The sequence below is a fragment of the Parabacteroides sp. KHUB-01 genome (assembly GCF_056640935.1).
On the sequence record NZ_CM153256.1, the window covers coordinates 3,174,139 to 3,194,499 of the forward strand.

At 38.8% G+C, this 20,361-nt stretch carries 18 protein-coding genes; 7 read left to right on the plus strand and 11 right to left on the minus strand.

Going from position 1 to position 20,361, the window contains the following annotated elements:
• Positions 1 to 63: 63 nt before the first annotated feature.
• The 6 genes from ACYIAR_RS13390 to ACYIAR_RS13415 form a co-directional block, all read right to left on the minus strand.
• On the minus strand, positions 64 to 2,163 hold the full coding sequence (locus ACYIAR_RS13390) for a M3 family metallopeptidase (protein ID WP_480330172.1): 2,100 nt from the start codon (positions 2,161 to 2,163) through the stop codon (positions 64 to 66).
• A gap of 232 nt (positions 2,164 to 2,395) precedes the next feature.
• Positions 2,396 to 3,082, minus strand: a complete 687-nt coding sequence (locus ACYIAR_RS13395; protein WP_480330174.1) for a hypothetical protein — start codon at positions 3,080 to 3,082, stop codon at positions 2,396 to 2,398.
• Positions 3,083 to 3,356: 274 nt separating this feature from the next.
• On the minus strand, positions 3,357 to 3,944 hold the full coding sequence (locus ACYIAR_RS13400; protein ID WP_480330176.1) for a hypothetical protein: 588 nt from the start codon (positions 3,942 to 3,944) through the stop codon (positions 3,357 to 3,359).
• On the minus strand, positions 3,931 to 4,164 hold the full coding sequence (locus ACYIAR_RS13405) for a DUF1653 domain-containing protein (protein WP_480330178.1): 234 nt from the start codon (positions 4,162 to 4,164) through the stop codon (positions 3,931 to 3,933). The genes ACYIAR_RS13400 and ACYIAR_RS13405 overlap by 14 nt, the downstream gene beginning before the upstream one ends.
• A gap of 124 nt (positions 4,165 to 4,288) precedes the next feature.
• The gene (locus ACYIAR_RS13410) at positions 4,289 to 4,816 is read right to left on the minus strand and encodes a flavodoxin (protein WP_480330180.1); all 528 of its coding nucleotides are present in this window, start codon (positions 4,814 to 4,816) and stop codon (positions 4,289 to 4,291) included.
• A gap of 108 nt (positions 4,817 to 4,924) precedes the next feature.
• A complete protein-coding gene (locus ACYIAR_RS13415) occupies positions 4,925 to 5,758 on the minus strand; it encodes an SDR family oxidoreductase (RefSeq protein WP_480330182.1) in 834 nt (277 codons plus the stop codon).
• A gap of 201 nt (positions 5,759 to 5,959) precedes the next feature.
• On the opposite strand from ACYIAR_RS13415, the gene ACYIAR_RS13420 reads away from it, so the two are divergent.
• The 7 genes from ACYIAR_RS13420 to ACYIAR_RS13450 all read left to right on the plus strand — a co-directional run bounded on the left by ACYIAR_RS13420 (position 5,960) and on the right by ACYIAR_RS13450 (position 16,121).
• Positions 5,960 to 6,862: a helix-turn-helix domain-containing protein gene (locus ACYIAR_RS13420; protein WP_480330184.1), complete on the plus strand. Its 903-nt coding sequence runs from the start codon at positions 5,960 to 5,962 to the stop codon at positions 6,860 to 6,862.
• An 866-nt stretch (positions 6,863 to 7,728) separates the two neighbouring features.
• On the plus strand, positions 7,729 to 10,164 hold the full coding sequence (locus tag ACYIAR_RS13425; protein ID WP_480330186.1) for a glycoside hydrolase family 127 protein: 2,436 nt from the start codon (positions 7,729 to 7,731) through the stop codon (positions 10,162 to 10,164).
• 114 nt (positions 10,165 to 10,278) lie between these two features.
• A complete protein-coding gene (locus tag ACYIAR_RS13430; protein WP_480330188.1) occupies positions 10,279 to 11,115 on the plus strand; it encodes an OmpA/MotB family protein in 837 nt (278 codons plus the stop codon).
• Between the two features lie 210 nt (positions 11,116 to 11,325).
• Positions 11,326 to 12,342 (plus strand): sensor histidine kinase, encoded by a 1,017-nt coding sequence (locus ACYIAR_RS13435; RefSeq protein ID WP_480330190.1) that lies wholly within the window; start codon positions 11,326 to 11,328, stop codon positions 12,340 to 12,342.
• A 6-nt stretch (positions 12,343 to 12,348) separates the two neighbouring features.
• Positions 12,349 to 13,098 (plus strand): LytR/AlgR family response regulator transcription factor, encoded by a 750-nt coding sequence (locus tag ACYIAR_RS13440; protein ID WP_480330192.1) that lies wholly within the window; start codon positions 12,349 to 12,351, stop codon positions 13,096 to 13,098.
• A gap of 41 nt (positions 13,099 to 13,139) precedes the next feature.
• The gene (locus ACYIAR_RS13445; RefSeq protein ID WP_480330194.1) at positions 13,140 to 14,714 is read left to right on the plus strand and encodes a 4Fe-4S binding protein; all 1,575 of its coding nucleotides are present in this window, start codon (positions 13,140 to 13,142) and stop codon (positions 14,712 to 14,714) included.
• Between the two features lie 21 nt (positions 14,715 to 14,735).
• Positions 14,736 to 16,121, plus strand: a complete 1,386-nt coding sequence (locus ACYIAR_RS13450) for an aldo/keto reductase (RefSeq protein WP_480330196.1) — start codon at positions 14,736 to 14,738, stop codon at positions 16,119 to 16,121.
• A 223-nt stretch (positions 16,122 to 16,344) separates the two neighbouring features.
• Here ACYIAR_RS13450 and ACYIAR_RS13455 read toward each other — a convergent pair whose 3' ends face one another.
• From ACYIAR_RS13455 to ACYIAR_RS13475, 5 genes are all read right to left on the minus strand, one after another.
• Positions 16,345 to 17,607, minus strand: a complete 1,263-nt coding sequence (locus ACYIAR_RS13455) for a sugar MFS transporter (protein ID WP_480330198.1) — start codon at positions 17,605 to 17,607, stop codon at positions 16,345 to 16,347.
• A gap of 6 nt (positions 17,608 to 17,613) precedes the next feature.
• Entirely contained in the window at positions 17,614 to 17,949 is a 336-nt protein-coding gene (locus ACYIAR_RS13460; RefSeq protein WP_480330200.1) for an L-rhamnose mutarotase, read from the minus strand.
• A 79-nt stretch (positions 17,950 to 18,028) separates the two neighbouring features.
• Entirely contained in the window at positions 18,029 to 18,805 is a 777-nt protein-coding gene (locus tag ACYIAR_RS13465; RefSeq protein WP_480330202.1) for a GDSL-type esterase/lipase family protein, read from the minus strand.
• Between the two features lie 41 nt (positions 18,806 to 18,846).
• Positions 18,847 to 19,215, minus strand: coding sequence for a DMT family protein (locus ACYIAR_RS13470; RefSeq protein ID WP_480330204.1), 369 nt, complete (start codon positions 19,213 to 19,215; stop codon positions 18,847 to 18,849).
• A gap of 166 nt (positions 19,216 to 19,381) precedes the next feature.
• Positions 19,382 to 20,131 carry a PP-loop family protein gene (locus ACYIAR_RS13475; RefSeq protein ID WP_480330206.1) on the minus strand — a complete coding sequence of 250 codons (750 nt, stop codon included), beginning with the start codon at positions 20,129 to 20,131 and terminating at the stop codon, positions 19,382 to 19,384.
• Positions 20,132 to 20,361 lie beyond the last annotated feature (230 nt).

Consider the following 20,361-nt stretch of genomic DNA (forward strand, 5'->3'; position numbering starts at 1 on the left):
TATCAAGCTATTTTGAGTAGACAAGATGGCGGGATTTCCCGCCATCTTTTGTTTATTTGTCTTTTATTTTTTTATACCATTACGTATCAACAATGCATCGATAGTCGGATCCTGACCACGGAAACGCTTGTAAAGAACCGACGGATCTTCAACACCGCCTTTTGTAAGAATATTATCATAGAATGATTTTGCTACATCCTTGTTGAATATTCCTGCTTTTTTGAACATAGAGAATGCGTCTGCATCCAAAACTTCAGCCCATTTGTAACCATAATATCCGGCAGCATATCCACCGGCAAAAATATGTCCGAAGCTGCTGCTCATCAATGTTCCCGGAACATCAGGCACTGTTACAGTCGGAGCCCATGCTTTCTTTTCGAATGCTATAACATCACCTTCAAAAGGCTGTTCTAAAGTATGCCAAGCCATGTCAAGCATACCGAAGCTAAGCTGACGGCAGCAAGCATAACCGCAGTTGAAATTTGAAGCGTCGATTATTTTCTGCACCAAATCAGCCGGTATTTTCTCATTAGTTTCATAATGTTTGGCAATCTGGTCAAGATATTCCTTTTCAGTCAACCAGTTTTCCATGATTTGTGATGGTAATTCCACAAAATCCTGGTAAACATTTGTTCCCGAAAGACTTGCGTATGTTCCCTGAGCACACATTCCATGCAATGCATGTCCGAACTCGTGAAGGAATGTTTCCACTTCGCTGAATGTCAGAAGTGAAGGCTTTGTGTCAGTCGGTCGTGTGAAATTCATAACAATAATAATCTGCGGACGATGGTCTTTACCTTTTGCATCCTTATATTGTTGGCTGATACTGTTCATCCAAGCTCCGGACTGTTTGCCTTCGCGAGGGAAGAAGTCTGTGTAAAGTACTGAGAGGAATTTGCCTTCAGCATCATACACTTCATAAGCCTGAACTTCCTTGTTGTAAACAGGAATTTTCTTGTTTTCCTTGAAAGTAAGTCCGTAAAGCTGTGTGGCAAGACCGAACACACCTTTCTTCACGCTGTCGAGCTGGAAATAAGGACGAGTCATTTCATCGTTTACATTGAACTCAATGTTCTTAAGCTTTTCAGAATAATAACTCCAATCCCAAGGCATAATGTTGATATTCTTCTGCTCCATACCTCTTGCAAAACCTTGAACAGCGTTGAACTCGTTGATAGCAACAGGTTTGTAAGCTTCCAAAAGCTGGTTCAGCAAGTTATAAACATTAGCAGGAGTCTTTGCCATCTTATTCTCAAGTTTATATTCGGCAAAGTTCTTGTGACCCATCAGTTTTGCTATTTCCAGACGAATATTGACAATTCGTTTGATAATATCCTTGTTGTCATATTCATCTCCTTTGTTGCCGACGCTCATATATTCTCTATAAAGCTTTTCGCGCAACTCCCTGTTGTCGGAATAACGTAGGAAAGGAACATAACTTGGAGCAGAAAGATTGAACAACCATCCTTCCTTACCTTTTTCTTTTGCAGCAAAAGCGGCAGCTTCTCTTGCGCTTTCAGGCAATCCGGCAAGCTCTTCTTCTTTTGTAAGCAACATTTCGAAGCGATTCTCATCTTTCAGAGCATTTTGGTCAAACTGAAGAGTCAGAACGCTCAACTCAGTGCTCAGTTTACGATATTTTTCCTTGTCCTCAGCGCTCAATGTAGCACCACTTGTCTGGAAAGCTTTATAAGTCTCTTCCAGAAGTTTTGCATCTTCAATTGAAAGATTCAGTTTGTCTTTCTGATCATAAACTTCTTTTATTCTTGCAAAAAGTTTATCGTTAAGATAAATATAATTGCTGCTCTCGGAAAGTTTTGGCGAAACGCGCTGTGAAATTTCCATCATTTCATCAGTAGCGTCAGCACTTAGAACATTGAAGAAAGCATTGCTTACCTTATTCAGCAAGGCGCCACTTCTTTCAAGTGCAACAATTGTATTCTCAAAAGTTGCCGGTTTAGAATTGTTAGCAATATCATCAACTTCTTCTTTCAATTGTTTAATACCTTCTTCAAACGCCGGTTCATAATGCTCAGTTTTAATCTTGTCGAAAGGCGGAGTTTCAAAAGGCGTTTTGTATTTTCCGAAGAACGGATTGTTTGCAGCTTCTGTCATATTTATGAAACTTAATAATAAAACTACATTAAAGATAAGTCTTTTCATACTATCTCTATATTATTGATTAAACAAGTGCAAAAATAGTTTTTATTCTTTGAGACTTTTAATTTTTGAAGTAATATTTTTATTGAACTTCCCGAAGTCGTTACTTATAAATAAAAAGCTCGGCATGTTCAGGGAGAAACATGCCGATGTTCCGAAAAAAACACTGGGAGATTTTGGGAGAAAATATACTAATATCTGGATGTGATTTTATGCAACACTAATTGTCAATGTATTACATCCTCATTTTAACCATTAAAGGAATGTACTGGTTTTTCTTGTTTATATCACCTAACCCAAGCCGAGGGTAAACCATTCCTCCAATTCCAGGAATTACTTCGTTGCCTTGACGATCTTCATCCACAGCAAACTGTATGAATTGGAACTTATTACTTATCTCATTAGGAAATTCTTTCAATAAATTAGGTTGAGCATCTTTATACATCACAGGTGACATGATAACAATCATTTCTGGGTGTATACGATCAATAAGTCTAGTCAGTTGAGTCTTTACCACACATGAAGAGCTGATGATTGACTTCACAATGATCAACAGACGGCACTTTTCTATAGGTTCCTCATATGCTTTTACGATAGGTGAAATCTCGATCTTTTCTCCATTTTCTGATTTATACACGGTGTTACGAGTATTCCAATAAACAGAAACAGGAAGTTCTCCCTTACCTAAACCGTTCTCTACACCTTTGGCCAACCAGTCTGCATCTTCTGATGCACACACTAACATTGTTTCCTCTGCAGGTATGTCACCGACCTTATGTACTAATGCGCGTCCTAACTCTACACCAAGTATCTCAAATGCATTACGATACTCCTCAACACTGGTTGTTTTGTCTGCCAGTATATCTAAATACTTGCGGATCATCTTTTCATCTCCGTATTGCAGATTTTCATATCTTCTCATAACACATTTCTTTTATGATAACATTGATATTAGTTCCCACTTGTCTTTTGGATGCAGACGTATTATCTCTGTTTCTATCTCTTCGGGCCAAGGACAACTACCGTTCATACGACCTATGCTCCAATAAAACATTCTTCCACTTATATGGTATTTAAAACCATCAATAGCATCGAGAACACGTTTACACTCGTCGCTTATTTCTTCATCGGAGTAAATCTTCAGATTTACATGCTTAAAATTTTCAGCTCTACTTATTATCTCCTTAAGAGAAATTCTATTTTTTTGAATCGCATCCTTTCCAAACACCAAGAAACACGGAGGCAATATTCGCTAAAACATCAGTTGGTGTTTTTTCACCATTTGGTGTAATAGCCCTTAGTGCACGTTTTAAAGGTGTACTTATTATGACAAGACTATTTAAGTCTGCTGTATAATCAAAATATTCGGTAGATGTTTGATTCTTTATCTCTTCTGGTATTTGCTCACCAATTTTGCTGTCCTTTAGTGAATATACTAATTTTAGAGAAAATTTCTCTTTCCTCTCTTTACAGTCCTCGATCTGATGTGCAAAATCAAATGCAATATCACCTTGTTTATTTATTTTACCCCACGATAAAGATTTGGTGTTCTTTAACTGATGGTACGTATTTTGTTCAGGATGAGATATCAACATATCATCTACAAACGTGTCTTCCAATTGAGTCTGGAACTCTACACAGTTAACTGAAGATTTATATCTGGTAATAGATGATACAATTTGATAGACGGCGTAGAAATCTTCAAACAAACCACCTTTCTGATTATTTTCGCCACCTTGGTGCTTGTTCTTCAGATATAGCTTTATATCATCAGTCCTTTCCATAAGCCTCCTCTTTCGTTATTTCTTTAAATCGTGAAAGCTCAATTCCTTCTATTACAACTGTTCCATAGAACATTTCTTTCGGACGAACCCATATTTTATGTTCGCCGTAAAGTGCTTGATATATAACTACAGGAATTAACGATTCGCTATCTTGTCCTTCAGCTAGAACAACGTATTTACCTCCCTTGAAGTGACGATAATATTTCTTCGTTTTATCCATCAGTATAAAAACATTTTAATGAGAATTGATTGTAAAAATAAGATTTCTTATTTGAATGTGCAAATTGTATAACTTTGTTTTTTTATTTTGTGTTTCCATATCAAACTAGCCAATAAATGAACTTTTAAAAGTTAAGTCCTTTAATCCATGTCTGAACAGTTTTTCTTGTTGTTTCCTGTTCGTTTTGTGCGGTATAACCGCGAATGGCAATTCCTTTCATAACTGTTGCTCCTTCACAAGCAGATTGGATACGACGTTCTGTGCCTGAAAGTCCGCTTCCTTCATGTGTGCAGAAAGGAATTACAATTTTATTTTGCCAGTTATGTTTCTCGATAAATGTATATACTGCCATTGGCATTTCTCCCCACCAATTAGGATAACCTAAAAAAATTACATCGTAATCTTCCACACGAACATCTCCTTTTATTTCCGGACGAGCTTTTGATTGTTTTTCGCGTTTGGCTACTTCAATACATTCATTGTAATTTGCCGGATATGGATTTACTGTTTCGATATGAAACATATCGGCTTCAGTTTCAGCTGCAATCATTTCTGCTACTATATGTGTGTTCCCTTTCTTGATATATCCCACTGAGTAATTTTCGTCGGCCCGTGAGAAAAAGGCTACAAGAGTTTTCTGTTTTGTTTCCATAGAATTTATAGTATTTTTATTATTTGATTGTTTTGTAAAACCCGGAACTGAAGTTAGCAATAGAACCAGGATAAATATTATATGTTTCATAATTATTGTAATAATTGTTTATGGTCTAAGAGGTCCGTAAAAATATGAAGCTGTGGCTCCTCCATCCATAAGGAAATCAGATCCTGTGATGAATGCTCCTTTTTCGCTCAACAGAAGTTCTGCTACATGAGCCACTTCATCTGCGGTTCCAGGACGTCCTGCCGGACATTTTGCAAACATATTCTTATAGAAATCACCTCTTATACCGTTGAATTCGTCAATAGCTAATGGCGTAACTATTATTCCCGGTGAAATAGAGTTTATACGGGCACCATGTTCTCCCCATTTTATAGCTTCAGCCATCACACGTTTCACATTGCATCGTTTAGCCATTTGATAGGCATGTAATGTGTCTTGGATGTTTTCTTTTTTTAGTAAATCTAAGGAAAGTAGTTTTTCTGTAGGAGTAGTAGCCAAAAGCAAATCCTCATCTGAAGTAAGTGCAGCCAATCGGTGTCCAGACTGACTGGATATAGTCACTCCGCATCCTCCTTTAGCAATAACCTTTCCAATTTCTTCCAGCAATACGGCTGTCCCATATAAATCGACTTTTAGTATAGTTTCTACTGAAGCCTGACTAGGTGATACTCCTGCTGAATTAATAAGATATTTGATTTCACCATACTTACATGATTCATGTATGACTGAAAGGATGGATTCACGTGATGAAATATCTGCTTCCATTGCTACAGCATCGAATCCGTCACGGTTTAATAATTCAGCAGCTTTATGAGCATGTTCAATACTTTTGTCACCTATGACTACTTTTTTCCCTGAAGCAATTCTCCTTACAATGGCAAGTCCAATTTGTCCTGCTCCCATCCATATGATGGTATCTGTTTCTTTTCTCATTACTAATAATTATTTGTATTAATGAAGGTTGTAGTTACTTCCAAACTTCATATGCAAAAATATAGGAGGTGCTATTTGATATAATTAGATAGATTACTTTTTGATTTACCATAATTGCTGTTTTAATTCATAATACATTTAAATTTGGAAGTAAAATAGTATTTTTGGACATAGTAAAATATCTTTTAAGATTAATAAAGGATGAATACCAAACTGTTAAATATTGAAACTATAAGCCAGTATAATGAAATGCTTGGCATAGAAACATTGAACCCATTGGTTAGTGTTATAGATCTTTCCACAGCCAAACCAATGCGCCACATGAGGCATACATTCAGTTTTTATGTTGTGTTTCTCAAGGATGAAAAGAATTGTGAATTTATATATGGACGGCAACGATACGATTATCAGAAGGGTTCTGTTATATGTCTGGCTCCAGGACAGGTCATTGGTATAGAAGATACAGGTGAGGTATTTCAGCCTAAAGGATGGGCATTATGCTTTGACCCGGAATTGATTCGGGGTACATCTCTAGGTCGTAATATGTTTGAATATTCTTTTTTTTCGTATGACGTTAATGAAGCACTGCACCTTTCGGATAGCGAAAGACGGTTATTTGTTGATTGCCTTGAAAAAATCAAGATGGAGCTAGAGAATAAAACAGATAGACTTAGTAAAAGATTGATTGCCACTAATATTGAACTTCTACTAGATTACTGTTTACGTTTCTACGAACGCCAATTTGTTACTCGTGAACCTGTAAATCGGAATATCCTTGTTCGTTTTGAAACATTATTAGAAGAATATTTTTCTGGCGGAAAAGCTGTTAATAATGGACTGCCGTCAGTGAAATACTGTGCTTCAGAACTATGCTTATCTGCCGGGTATTTTGGTGACCTTATAAAAAAAGAAACAGGAATATCTGCCCAGACTTATATTCAGAATAAAGTTATAAACATTGCTAAGGAACGTATTCTAAATCCTATGTATTCAATTACTCAGGTAGCATATGAGCTTGGTTTTCAGTATCCACAACATTTTACGAGATTATTTAAAAAGGTAACTGGGAAAACACCGAAAGATTATAAGTCGTTTTCCTTATAATGTGGATTTAGTGTAAAATAAGTTTTAAGTTAAGTCAAAATATTAATCAAAAATTCTTGTGTTATAGTATACAAAAAAGAACATAATGGACAGACTATGATTGTATACAATGATATTCTTGACAAAACGTCAAACTATCATTCTGTCATCCCAACCCTTATGAGAATCCGATTTTTCGGGATAATTTACATGAAATTCGAATCGTTGGCACTCTAGTGAAGTTAAGGAAATACAAAGTGACAGGGATTTGTGGTGTTTACTTTCTTGGAATAAATATCATTGTGATGATTGTAGGAAATAAAGGAAAAATGTAAGAGAAAAGGATAAGAAGTTAGACAAAATAATAGTTCGATTTTGAATGAGATTTTGAGGCTTCCTGATAGAAAAACGTGCATTTTTTGATGGTTTTTCCATATTAACAGCAGTTTTTATGTGGTAAATACGGAGTGTTAAAAAAATGATTGCAATGGTTTGGGGAAATGATTGTGAAGAGTGTGCGAAGTTATTGTAATGACTTAGGTGAACGATTGTGATAATTTACTGAAGTCATTGTGATGATTTTCTGAAACGATGCTATTCATGTTTTCTGTTTCACTAATTTAAGAACTTTTGCGAAAAATAGCGGTTAGCAAAATTGGATTAAAATGGGCAAAAGGTTGTTGTTTTGCTAGTTTTGAAAGAAAAATGATTTTACTAAAAGTGATGGTAATTAGACGATTTAAAGTAATTATCAGTATATTGAATTTGTTAAACTTCCAGTTTTACCAATCTTTTTTCTTTAAATATTGTTGTTTGTACACTAAAAAATATATATTTGCAAAAATCACAATAAACAAAGTTAGTAACACACTATAAATATACGATTTATGAATAAGAAACCTATAGTATCAATTTTGTGTTTAGCAGGATTGTCCTGCTTTATCTCATGTTCTTCTCCTAGTGAAAACAAGGAAGAAATCAAGCAGGTGCCATTTACTCAGGTGCATATCAGTGATAGTTTCTGGCAGCCTAGAATCGAGACCAACAGAACAGTGTCAATCCCTTCAGCATTTAAGGAATGTGAAAAGAACGGACGTTTCGATAATTTCGCCATTGCCGGAAAACTAATGGAAGGCGAACATCGTGGAGATTTCTCTTTCGATGATACAGATCCTTATAAAATAATAGAAGGAGCTTCATATTCTTTGGCAAACAAATATGACAAGAATCTGGACAATTATCTGGACAGTGTTATAACTATAATTGCCGCAGCTCAGGAACCTGACGGATATCTTACAACATGTGTTACCAACAAATGTACACGCTTGTCCGGATGGTGGGGAACAAAAAGATGGGAGAAAATAAACAGTCATGAGTTGTATAACTCCGGACACTTGTATGAAGCAGCTATTGCTCATTATCAGGCAACAGGAAAAAGAACTTTGCTCGATGTGGCAATCAAGAATGCCGATTTGGTTTGTGAAGTGTTCGGTCCGGGTGAAAATCAGAAACATGTTCCTTCCGGACATCCGATAATTGAGATGGCTCTGGCAAAACTTTATAAAGTGACCGGCGACAAGAAATATCTCGACATGGCGAAATATTTCATTGAAGAAACCGGTAGAGGAACAGACGGTCATAAACTCAGCGCATATAGTCAGGACCATATGCCTATCCTTGAACAGGAGGAAATCGTTGGTCATGCCGTACGTGCAGGATATTTGTATTCCGGAGTTGCTGATGTTGCCGCTTTGACAAACGACACTGCTTATTTTAATGCTTTGACTCGTATATGGGAAAATATGGCAAGCAAGAAATTATTCATTACCGGCGGTATCGGTTCCCGTCCGCAGGGTGAAGGTTTCGGTCCTAACTATGAGTTGAACAACCATACAGCTTATTGCGAAACTTGTGCGTCAATTGCCAATGTATATTGGAATTACAGAATGTTCCTTGCAACCGGCGATTCAAAATATACTGACGTCCTGGAACGTGCTTTGTATAACGGTGTTCTTTCCGGCGTTTCTTTGAGCGGAGATAAATTCTTCTATGATAATCCATTGGAATCAATGGGTGAACACGAACGTCAGCGTTGGTTTGGCTGTGCTTGTTGTCCGGGAAATATTACCCGTTTCATGGCTTCTGTTCCATATTATATGTATGCAACACAGGCAAAGGATGTATATATCAACCTTTTCATACAGAGCAAGGCAGAGGTGAATACAGTTGATAACAATATAACAATCGAGCAGAAAACTGGTTATCCGTGGGATGGAAATATCCAGATGACTATTAATCCTCAGAAGGAAGAACAGTTCACAATTCTTGTTCGTATTCCAAGTTGGATTACTGACAGACCTGTAGCAACAGACTTATATACTTACACAGACAAGGCTAAAGATTATTCAATCCTTGTAAACGGTGAGAAAGTGAAAGCTGATATTAAAAACGGTTATGCAGCTATTTCACGCAATTGGAAAGCCGGAGACTGTATTACTCTTGATTTGCCTATGGATGTCCGTAAAGTTCGTGCAAACAAGAATGTTGAAGACGATTTGGGTAAGCTGGCAATGGAACGTGGTCCTATTGTGTTCTGTCTTGAAGGTCAGGATCAGGAAGGAAAGACTGTATTCAACAAATTTATTCCGGATACAGTTGCCGTTTCTGCATCATTCGAGAAAGATTTGCTTAATGGCGTAATGGTTCTGAAAGGAAATGCATTTGAGGTTGATAGAGACGGAAATGTTAAGAAAGTAACATTCAAGGCTATTCCTTATTCAACATGGAACAACAGAGGTGCTGACCAGATGGAAGTTTGGATTCCGGAATCAAAGGAATATGCTTGGCCAACTCCGCTTCCAACAATTGCAAGCAAAGCTAAGACTATGATGATTCAGGCTCCTATTCAGAAGGATGCTCCGGAATCAGCTTCTCAGGAAGTTCCGGCTTGGGGCGCAAACGACCAGTGGGAGCCGAAACGTTCATCTGACACTTCAAAACCTTATCACTACTGGTGGTTGAAGGAAGGAACTGTTGAATCTCTTGCTTATGAATTCGACAAACCATATAATGTATCAAGTGTGGAAGTTTACTGGTTGGATTTCGACCATTATGACGGTGATTTCCGCGTTCCGGAAAGCTGGAAACTTTATTACAAATCCGGAAAAGAATGGAAAGAAGTAAAAGCTCTTGACCCATATACAGTGGACAAAGACAAATACAATAAAGTAAACTTCGCTCCGGTAACTACAACAGGACTTAAAATTGAAGCTAAACTTCAGGATGGAGTTTCTGGCGGTATTATTGAATGGAAAGTTAATTAAGAGGACGAGTTGACAAGTTGACGAGGGAACAAGGATATAAATGTATTCAACCTGTTCTCTTGTCAACTAGAAAGTTTTTCGTATTTTAGCCCCGTTTTTATAGCATTTGGAATTATGAATAAAATCTTTTATCTGGCAGTCTCTGCCATATTGATTTGTGGTTCTTCTTGCGTATCAAAGAAGAAATATTTATTGGCAGAAAATGGAAGGCTCGACGCTTTGAAGCGCGAAGCTGACTTGAAGGAAAAGTTAATAGCAAGTGAAGATGAGAATGACCAGCTCTCAAACAGAATTGCGGCTTTGCTCCGTGACACTACTGATTTAGGCAGACAAATCCGTAATTATCAGACTATGCTGAACACAAACATGGGCGAACAGGAAAAACTGAACGCTCTGTTGCAGGAGAAAATGAAAGAACTAGACGAACGCAGCAGAACTATCAGCGAATTGCAGGATATGATGAACGCCCAGAACGAAAAGGTGCAGAGCATTTTGAACAGTGTGAAAGATGCTTTGCTGGGATTCAGCAGCGATGAACTGACGGTAAGCGAAAAGAACGGGAAAATATATGTTGCTCTTTCGGACAAGCTGTTGTTTAAATCCGGCAGCGCGAAGGTTGACAATCGAGGAAAAGAAGCTCTTGCCAAGTTGGCTGACGTGTTGAATAAGCAGACAGATATAGATGTTTCAATTGAAGGACACACAGACAGTAAGCCTATTCACACAGCACAGTTCCAGGATAACTGGGATTTGAGTGTTATCCGTGCTACTTCTGTTGTTAGAATTCTGACAAAAGAATATAAAGTAAATCCTTTGCAGATTCTGCCTTCCGGACGAGGTGAATTTATGCCTGTTGCCGATAATGAAACAAACGAAGGAAGAAGCAAGAACAGAAGAACTGAGATTATTATTTCTCCTAAGCTTGACAAATTGTATCAGATGCTGAAATAACATTGCATTTGTGATATATATAAACAAAGACGCTGAGACATTGAAGATTTGTTTTGACAAAAATCTTTTTGTCCGAGCGTCTTTGTGTTTTTTTATTTTCCAATATTCGCTTTGACGAATGATTTTTTCGTTTTAGGACATTTTCCATAAATAAAGATGTAAAATATTTGTTCCTTTGTGTAAAACAGAAAAGAAAAACGGAGGATAAGCATGGAATGGTTATATCGTCATACACAAATAAAATTAGGCGTGTTTAGCGTGATAGGTGCTTTTCTTGTGACCTTTTCCAATCTGATATGCATTCCCTGGGAAATGAATTTTTATGCTGAAACCGAACACATGAATATTTATGGGGCATATCTTTTCAGATTGCTGTTTTTTGTTGGTGTGATTTGGGGTTTGCTTGAGTTTAATCTGCGCGGTATAGAATATTTTTCATTCAAGAAACGTTTTTGGGGAAATCTGGCAATCATGACGGTTGCTTATCTGCTTTTGGCATTGATTTGCTTTGTTTTCGATGTGGAAAAGATAGATTGCACACGTTATTCTGTCTATCTGCAGTTTATGGTTGTTTTTGTGTTCAGCCTTTTTTTCGGTCATATGGTTGCCTTGAATATGGAGCGGCATCGCCGGGAATTGGAAATAGAACGTCTGCAGACCGAGAATCAACGCAGTCGTTGTGAGGCATTGGCAAATCAGATCAATCCGCATTTCTTCTTTAACTCATTGAACAGCCTTTCGGCTCTGATAAGAAAGAATGATGAAGAGAAGACATTGGCTTTCCTTAACAAACTGTCGGACGTGTTCAGATATACATTGCAGAGCGACAAAAAGGAACTGGTTACACTTCGTGAGGAAATCGACTTTGTACATGCATTTGCCTATATGATGGAAGTCCGTTTTGCCAACAAGCTGACTTTTGAGATTGATGTCAGACCGGAAGCCTTGGAGTGGTGTCTGCCCGTATTGTCGTTGTTGCCGCTGATTGATAATGTGGTTACTCATAATGCAATTGACAGCGAACATAAAATGGTGGTCAGAATATGGGTGAATGACAATGATGAACTGCAGGTTATGAATCCCGTGTTTCCGAAATTTGCTCCACCGGTAACCAATGGTACAGGATTGTCAAATTTAAGAAACCGTTTTATGCTTTTGATGGGAAAAAATATCCGTGTAGAGAAAGACGATAAAAAATTTTGTGTTTATTTGTCCTTGCAAAAATGATATTCTATGAATGTACTGATAGTGGAAGATGAAACTACCGCTTATGAGAATATGGTTGAATTGCTAGCCCGTATAGACTCAGATATTCATGTAATGGGAAATACGGAAAGTATTCGTCAAACCATAAAGTGGTTGGCCGAGCATGATGCACCAGACCTGATATTTATGGATATTCATCTGTCGGATGGTTCTGCTTTTGTGATTTTTGAAGAGACTCAGATTGAAACACCGATTGTGTTTACTACGGCATATGACCGTTATGCTATTGAGGCTTTCAAGGTAAACAGCATTGATTATTTGCTGAAACCGGTCAAGGAAGAGGATGTGCGCCGTGCATTGGCTAAGTTCGGGAAATGGGGAAGGTCTGATATCAGCCGTTATTTGTCGCAAATCACGAATATGATATCCAGGCCAAGCTACAGTGACAAGATTCTTATACCATATAAAGATATGCTGTTGCCTGTCGGAGTTTCCGAGATTGCGTGTTTTTATACTACAGATAAGAATTCCTACGTTTTCTTGAGAAACGGAATGAAATATCCGTATAACAAAACATTGGAACAGATTTATTCGACACTGGATCCTCATCTTTTTTTCAGGGCAAACAAGCAGTTTATCATAGCCAGAGAAAGTGTAACCAATATTACAATATGGTTTGATAACAGATTATTGATATCTTTGGATGTGGAAACACCGGAACGGGTATATGTGAGTAAGAACAAAGCCTCGGAATTCAAGGCTTGGATGGTTTCATAATGATAAACAATGAATTTTTCTATTAAATAATAGTTCTTAATATGTTACGTAAAATTAGATTGACGCTCGCGACACTATTCTTCGCGCTGATTACGCTCTTGTTCCTCGATTTCACCGGAACAATTCATGCGTGGTTCGGTTGGCTGGCAAAAATCCAGTTTCTACCAGCCTTGTTGGCGTTGAACGTTGGAGTAGTTGTTGCATTGTTGCTGCTTACATTCGTATTTGGTCGAGTGTATTGTTCAGTGATTTGCCCTTTGGGCGTTTTTCAGGATGTTATTTCGTGGATCAGCGGAAAGCGTAAAAAGATGAACATGCGTTTTTCTTATTCGCCGGCTATAGCCTGGCTTCGTTATGGCGTTCTGATTCTGTTTGTGATTTTGTTGGTTGCCGGAATACATTCGGCAGTTGCTTTACTGGCGCCTTACAGTGCTTATGGACGTATCGCAAACAACATGTTTTTACCGGTTTATCAATGGGGTAATAATTTGCTGGCTTATTTTGCTGAACGTGCAGATAGCTATGCGTTCTACACTGTTGATGTGTGGGTGAAAAGTGTATCAACATTTGCAGTTGCAGTATTGACTTTTGTTGTGGTGGCTGTTTTGGCTTGGAGAAACGGACGTACATATTGCAACACTATTTGTCCAGTTGGTACATTCTTGGGATTTGTAGCCCGTTTTTCATTGTTCCGTCCGGTGATTGATACTGATAAATGTAAAAACTGTAATCTTTGTGCACGTAAGTGCAAGGCTTCATGTATCAATGTAAAGGAACATACAATCGACTATAGCCGATGTGTTTCTTGTATGGATTGCCTGGATAATTGCAAGCATGATGCTCTTCACTACAAATATGCTTACGCAAAAAAAGAAGAAGGCAAAAATGCGGCTGATGCTTCTCGCCGCGGTTTCTTCTCTGCTGTAGGTGTTGTTGCTGCAACTGCTGCATTGAACGCTCAGGAAAAACAGCAGAAAGCCCTTCGTCAATATCAGAAAAATCAGACAAAACGTACTGATACACGAGTGGAACTTCCAACAGACAAGAAAGAAGTTGAACAGAAAGTTGACGGAGGTTTGGCAGATATAGAACCAAAACTTGCTCCTGAACGTCTTACACCGCTTACACCTCCGGGCTCACTTGGAATTGGAAACTTTGCCCAGCATTGTACTGCTTGTCAGCTTTGCGTTTCGGCTTGCCCTAATGGTGTGCTTCGTCCTTCAACTAAGTTGGAGAATTTTATGCAACCGGAAATGTCATACGAACGTGGTTATTGCCGTCCGGAATGTGTGAAATGTTCTGAAGTTTGTCCGACAGGTGCAATTAAGTTGATTACACGCGCCGACAAATCAGCTATTCAGATTGGTCATGCTGTTACTATTCATAAGAATTGTATTCCTGTGACTGATGGCGTAGAGTGCGGTAATTGTGAACGTCACTGTCCTACTGAAGCAATAAAGATGATTCCAGTAGACAAGAATAATCCGGATTCACCGAAGAAACCGATTGTAAATGAAGAGAAATGTATCGGTTGTGGTGCTTGTGAAAATCTTTGTCCTGCACGTCCTTACAGTGCAATTTATGTTGAGGGACATGAGCGCCATCGTGAAATTTAATATATAAAAACATCGAGAGATATGGAAACACAAGATAAGAATGCGATTAATCGTCGCGATTTCCTGAAGATTGTCGGTATCAGCACAGCTTCTGCAACTCCGTTGCTGTCCGGCTGCTCTTCACAAGGAACAGGGAGCGATGCTTCAGGCGCGTTGGGAGAGGTGCCGACAGACAAGATGACTTATCGCACTAGTCCGAAGGGCGACAAGGTGTCTCTGTTAGGATATGGATGTATGCGCTGGCCTACACTTCCTGCACCGGAAAAAGGTGGAAACCTTATTGACCAGGACGCAGTGAACCGTTTGGTGGATTATGCCATTGAGCATGGTGTAAATTATTTCGATACGTCGCCTGTTTATGTTCAGGGTTGGTCGGAGAAGTCAACAGGTATTGCTTTGAAACGTCATCCGCGTGAGAAAATATTCATCGCTACAAAGTTGTCTAACTTCCAGAACTGGACTCGTGAGAATTCAATAGCTATGTATGAGAAGTCCTTCAGAGACTTGCAGACCGATTATTTCGATTATTATTTGTTGCACTCAATAGGTAACGGTGGTATCGAAACTTTCCGTGCACGTTATATCGAGAACGGTATGCTGGACTATCTGATGAAGGAGCGTGAGGCAGGACGTATCCGTAATTTGGGCTTTTCTTTCCACGGAACAACTGAGGTTTTCGATGAGGTGTTGGCTATGCATGATTATGCTCATTGGGATTTTGTGCAAATACAGTTGAATTATGTTGATTGGCTACATGCTTCAGGCAACAACGTAAATGCGGAATATCTTTACAGTGAGTTGGAAAAACGCAATATCCCGGCAATTATTATGGAACCGTTGTTGGGTGGACGTTTGTCAAATGTTCCGGAACATATAATGCTCCGCCTGAAAGAAAGAATGCCTCAAAGCAGTGTCGCTTCATGGGCTTTCCGCTTTGCAGGTTCTCCAAGTAGCGTTTTGACAGTTTTGAGTGGTATGACTTATCTTGAGCACTTGCAGGATAATATCCGTACATATTCGCCGCTTCAGCCATTGAGCGACGAGGAGAAGGATTTCTTGGAAGAAACAGCTCAGTTGATGCTGAAATACCCGACAATTCCTTGTAATGACTGTAAATATTGCATGCCTTGTCCTTATGGTATCGACATTCCGGCAATATTGTTGCATTATAACAAATGCGTGAACGAAGGAAATGTTCCAAAGAGTTCAAAGGATGAGAATTATCGTGATGCCCGTCGTGCTTATCTGGTTGGCTACGACAGAAGCGTGCCTAAATTGCGTCAGGCAAATCATTGCATCGGCTGCAAGCAGTGTAATTCTCATTGTCCTCAGAGCATTGATATACCGAAGGAACTGCATCGCATCGATGAATTTGTGGAACAATTGAAGCAGGAAACTTTAGGTTAGTCGGTCGGGCTTGGACCTTGGTTAAATATATAAAGGGAATCCATCTTGAAGTAGATGAGATTCCCTTTTTTTGTCAGAATCATTTCTTACGGCTGGAAAACTTTTTCCATATATTATGAAAATAAAGTTTCATATATTGTGAAAAAAGATTTTCATGCGGATGAAAAAACTTTTCCAAGCCCGAAAAAAATATTGAAAATGCAATATGTTGTTTTATAGTATATTATGCAATATGCTGTTTCTTCCCTGATTTTCTGCATCTCATAGCGAAATACAATATATAAGCAAAGGCAATGAGAGGAACTGCAAAGCCGATAGACATTTCGTTTTCACCTATATATCCCATCAACATCGGACTGAATGCACCTCCGGCAATACCCATAACAATATATGACGAAGCCTTTTTGGTGTGCACTCCCATTCCTTCGAGCCCGAGGGCGAATATTGTAGGAAACATGATGGACATAAAGAAGAAAGAAATATACAGTGCATACAAAGATATATTTCCAAATTCGAATATGACCAGAATCATGCATAAAATATTTGCAAGTGAATAAATTCCCAAAAGCTTTTCCGGACTGATCTTTTTCATTATAAAACTGCCTGACAATCTGCCAAGCATGAACAATGCCATTCCTCCAAATGCCAGAATTTGTGAGGCTTCTACGTTAGTAAGTGTCGGCTTCAATTCTGTCACATAATTGATGAAAAAGCTGAATATTCCTGTTTGTGCAGCGCAATAACAGAATTGTGCCGCAATGGAGCGAACGAACTGAGGGCAGCGCCACATTGAAACTGTCGGCGTCATTTCCTTTAGTGTTGAAGCATCGTCGGGGAATAATTCTTCCATTTCTTCTTCTTTTATATCAGGAAGACTGACGAATGAGAATATCACTACGACTATAAGAACGATGCAGCCTACAAGAATATAAGGTTTTGCCAAAGCAAATGAATCGTCGGACTGAGCACCGAATATCAAGGCTCCGCCAACGAGCGGTCCTAAAATCCATCCCAATCCGTTGAACGACTGTGAGAGATTCAATCTCTGTGCAGCATATTCCGCAGGACCGAGAACAGTGGAATATGGGTTGGCTGCCGTTTCAAGTATGCAAAGTCCGCAAGCTATTATGAAAAGGGCTATCAGGAATGGTACTGCAGAATGTGTGTAAGCCGCAGGAACGAAGGCAAATGCTCCCAAAGCAAATAACATCAGTCCGGCAATTATTCCACTCTTATATCCGAAACGCTTCATGAATGCTCCGGCCGGCAATGCCATAAGAAAATAGGCAATGTAGGTCACAAACTGGACAAGTCCGCTTTCTGCTTTCGACATAGTGAAAGCTGTCTGGAAATGTTTGTTCAGAACATCAAGCAATCCGTGAGCAAATCCCCACAGCAAAAACAATGAGGTGATGAGGACAAATGGAAGCAAAAATGATTTGCCGTCAGCTGCCGACACCAAAGATTTCTTTCCTTTATTTTCCATAGGATTTCAAAGTTTGAATATTCTGTCCATTAATTGCCATTTCTCGGATGAGGAGCTGCCGGGAGCTGATTTCTGAAACTTGTCTACAAATGCTTCCCATTCTGCCTGGCGGTCAAGTGTGGCAAGGCGGGCAAATGCTTCGTCCCAGTTGAAATCATCCGGAGTTTCAACTATCATGAAAAGGCGTGAACCAAGGCGATATATTTCCATATCAAGGATTCCAACTTCGCGGATTCCGGCAGGAATTTCCGGCCATATATTTTCCGGCGAATGCCAGTGGCAGTATTCTTCGATTAATTTTTCGTCTTCTTTTAAGTCTAGTGTTTGACAATATCTTTTCATTGTTGTTTATTTTTTTAGTTGACTAGTTGACAAGTAAACAAGTTGACAAGGTTTATATCCTTGTTCCCTCGTTAACTTGTCACCTTGTTTCTGTTATTTTATAAATCGCTTTTCCCCATAATTTCCCCAAATAAGAAGCTCCTTCTTTGTTTGGATGGAGATAAAACACTCCGCTGTTTCCGTTCTCAGCCTGGAAAGCATCTTTATGATTTTTGCGGAAATAGTCAAAGCCGTCGGTATCTCCAAGATAAACACAGCCTTTTTTCACGGAGCTATAATGTTTTACCAGTTTCTTGATTTCCGGATAATATGTTTGCAGTCGGTCCAGACCTTCCTGTAAATATTCAGAAGCATTGTGTGTGTTCGGACTGTACCAAAGTGGGCGGTGAACTACAATTTTGCAACCGGGATAAAGTTCAATCAGTTTGTCGATGATGGTTCTCATATTTTTCTGATACTGTTCCGGAGAAACCGGACAGCCGTTTGTACCTCGGATAGCGCTGTCGTTAGTTCCAAGCATTATCGAGAATACAAGAGTTGCCCAATCTTCATCTTTGAATTTATCGGCTGCAGCCTTTACTTTTGGAAACAATGTGTTTGTTTCCGGAAGGAAATCCACAGTTGTACTGCCGCTCACACCTTGGTTGGAATATTTTACTGAGCCGATGAAAGGTTGTCCGGTAAGATAAATCGCAGCCTTAACAGGTGGAGCTTCGCGTGTCGGATTTTCCAGACCGGCACCATAAGTTATGCTGTTGCCGACAAACACAATGTTCAGATTTATGTTGTCGGAAGTTTTTCCAAAAGAAGTGGCAACAACAAGCAGCATTGCCAAAATGGAAATAACACTTTTCATGGTATTGTGATTTTAAGTTTAACAATTCTGGGTAATGAAGTTTATTTCATAAAAACAAAATAAACAGCTGCTACAAGGCATACGAAAGCTGCCAGGTGATTCCAATGCAATGATTCGCCCTTGAAAAGGACAGTTGTGAACACTGTGAAAATAATCAAAGTGATAACTTCCTGAATAACCTTAAGCTGCATCAGTGTGAATGGTCCGCCATTTCCCTGGAAACCGATTCTGTTTGCCGGCACCTGGCATGAATATTCCGCCAAAGCAATAACCCACGAGAAAAGAACAACTGCATAGAGCGGCCAATTGTTGATGACTTTCATTTCCTGCAACTTCAAGTGTCCGTACCATGCAAATGTCATGAAAATGTTTGATACGATAAGAAGCAAAATACTGTAAATTCCTTGCATTTTATTTTAATATTTAAGTTTGTATTTAAAGTTGACAAGGTTTTCAGAGACAAGTTGACAAGGTAAAATATTTATTACTTTGCTCTTAATTATCTGAAAGTTCTTGTTAACTGGTTTTCTTGTTAACTCGTTAACTGAATGTTGAGCTTACGAAACTTCAATGATATTATTTCTTAGGCTTCGAAGGCAAATATTCATTCTGTACATTCGTCATGCTTGCCCACAGACTGTATCGGGCTTCGGGATTGAGAGATTCCAAAGAAGCAAGAACAGCTTTCATATCTTTACGGCTCGAGCCTGATTCATACGGGCAGTTCTTAATCTGCTTTCTGTAGCCTTTCCATTCGGCAATTCTCAATAATTCCTTTTCTTCGATCAGGCACATCGGGCGGATAATCTCCATATCGAATTTGGACATTTTCAGCTTTGGTGGCATTGCGCCAAACGCTCCTTGGAAAGTAATGTTCATCAGAAGAGTTTCCAGAATGTCGTCCTGATGATGACCGAGAGCAATTTTGTTGCATCCTTCTCTTTTTGCAATGTCGAACAAAGCTTTTCGTCTTGTCCATGAGCAGAGGAAACATGGCGATTTGCGTTTGTCGGTCGAGGCATCGAATTCCGTTTCATGCAGAATGAAAGGAATGTCGTGTTCGGCAGCACAACTTTTCAGATATTCCAAATCAGAGCTGTAAGGAATATTCTTCATTACTATGTGTGCCACAATTATCTGGAAACGCGGACTGAACACTTTCGACCTGCGTCCGAGTAAATCAACCAAAGCCAGGGAATCTTTTCCTCCGGAAAGACCGATGAGAATTTTGTCTCCGTCGTTAATCAGACTATAATCCCTTATTGCTTTTCTGACTTTGTCTTCCACTTTTCGAAAGAGCATTTCTTCTTCAGTGAGTTTTGCCATAAATCAATCTTCTGCCTTATTATCTTTTATTTAAGACCTGTTCAGAAACCAGCATCTGAAAGGTGTCGCATATTTGCGGGTGCAAAATTACTACTATCAAAGCGCATGTCAAAAACAAGATTGAAAAATATTCTATTTTATGTTATTCTTAATTCAAGAGAAAAGAGTATTTTTGAAATTAGAATAGAAAGCTTTTGTTCATTTTGGACTTTCCGCACTTTTATGTCTGA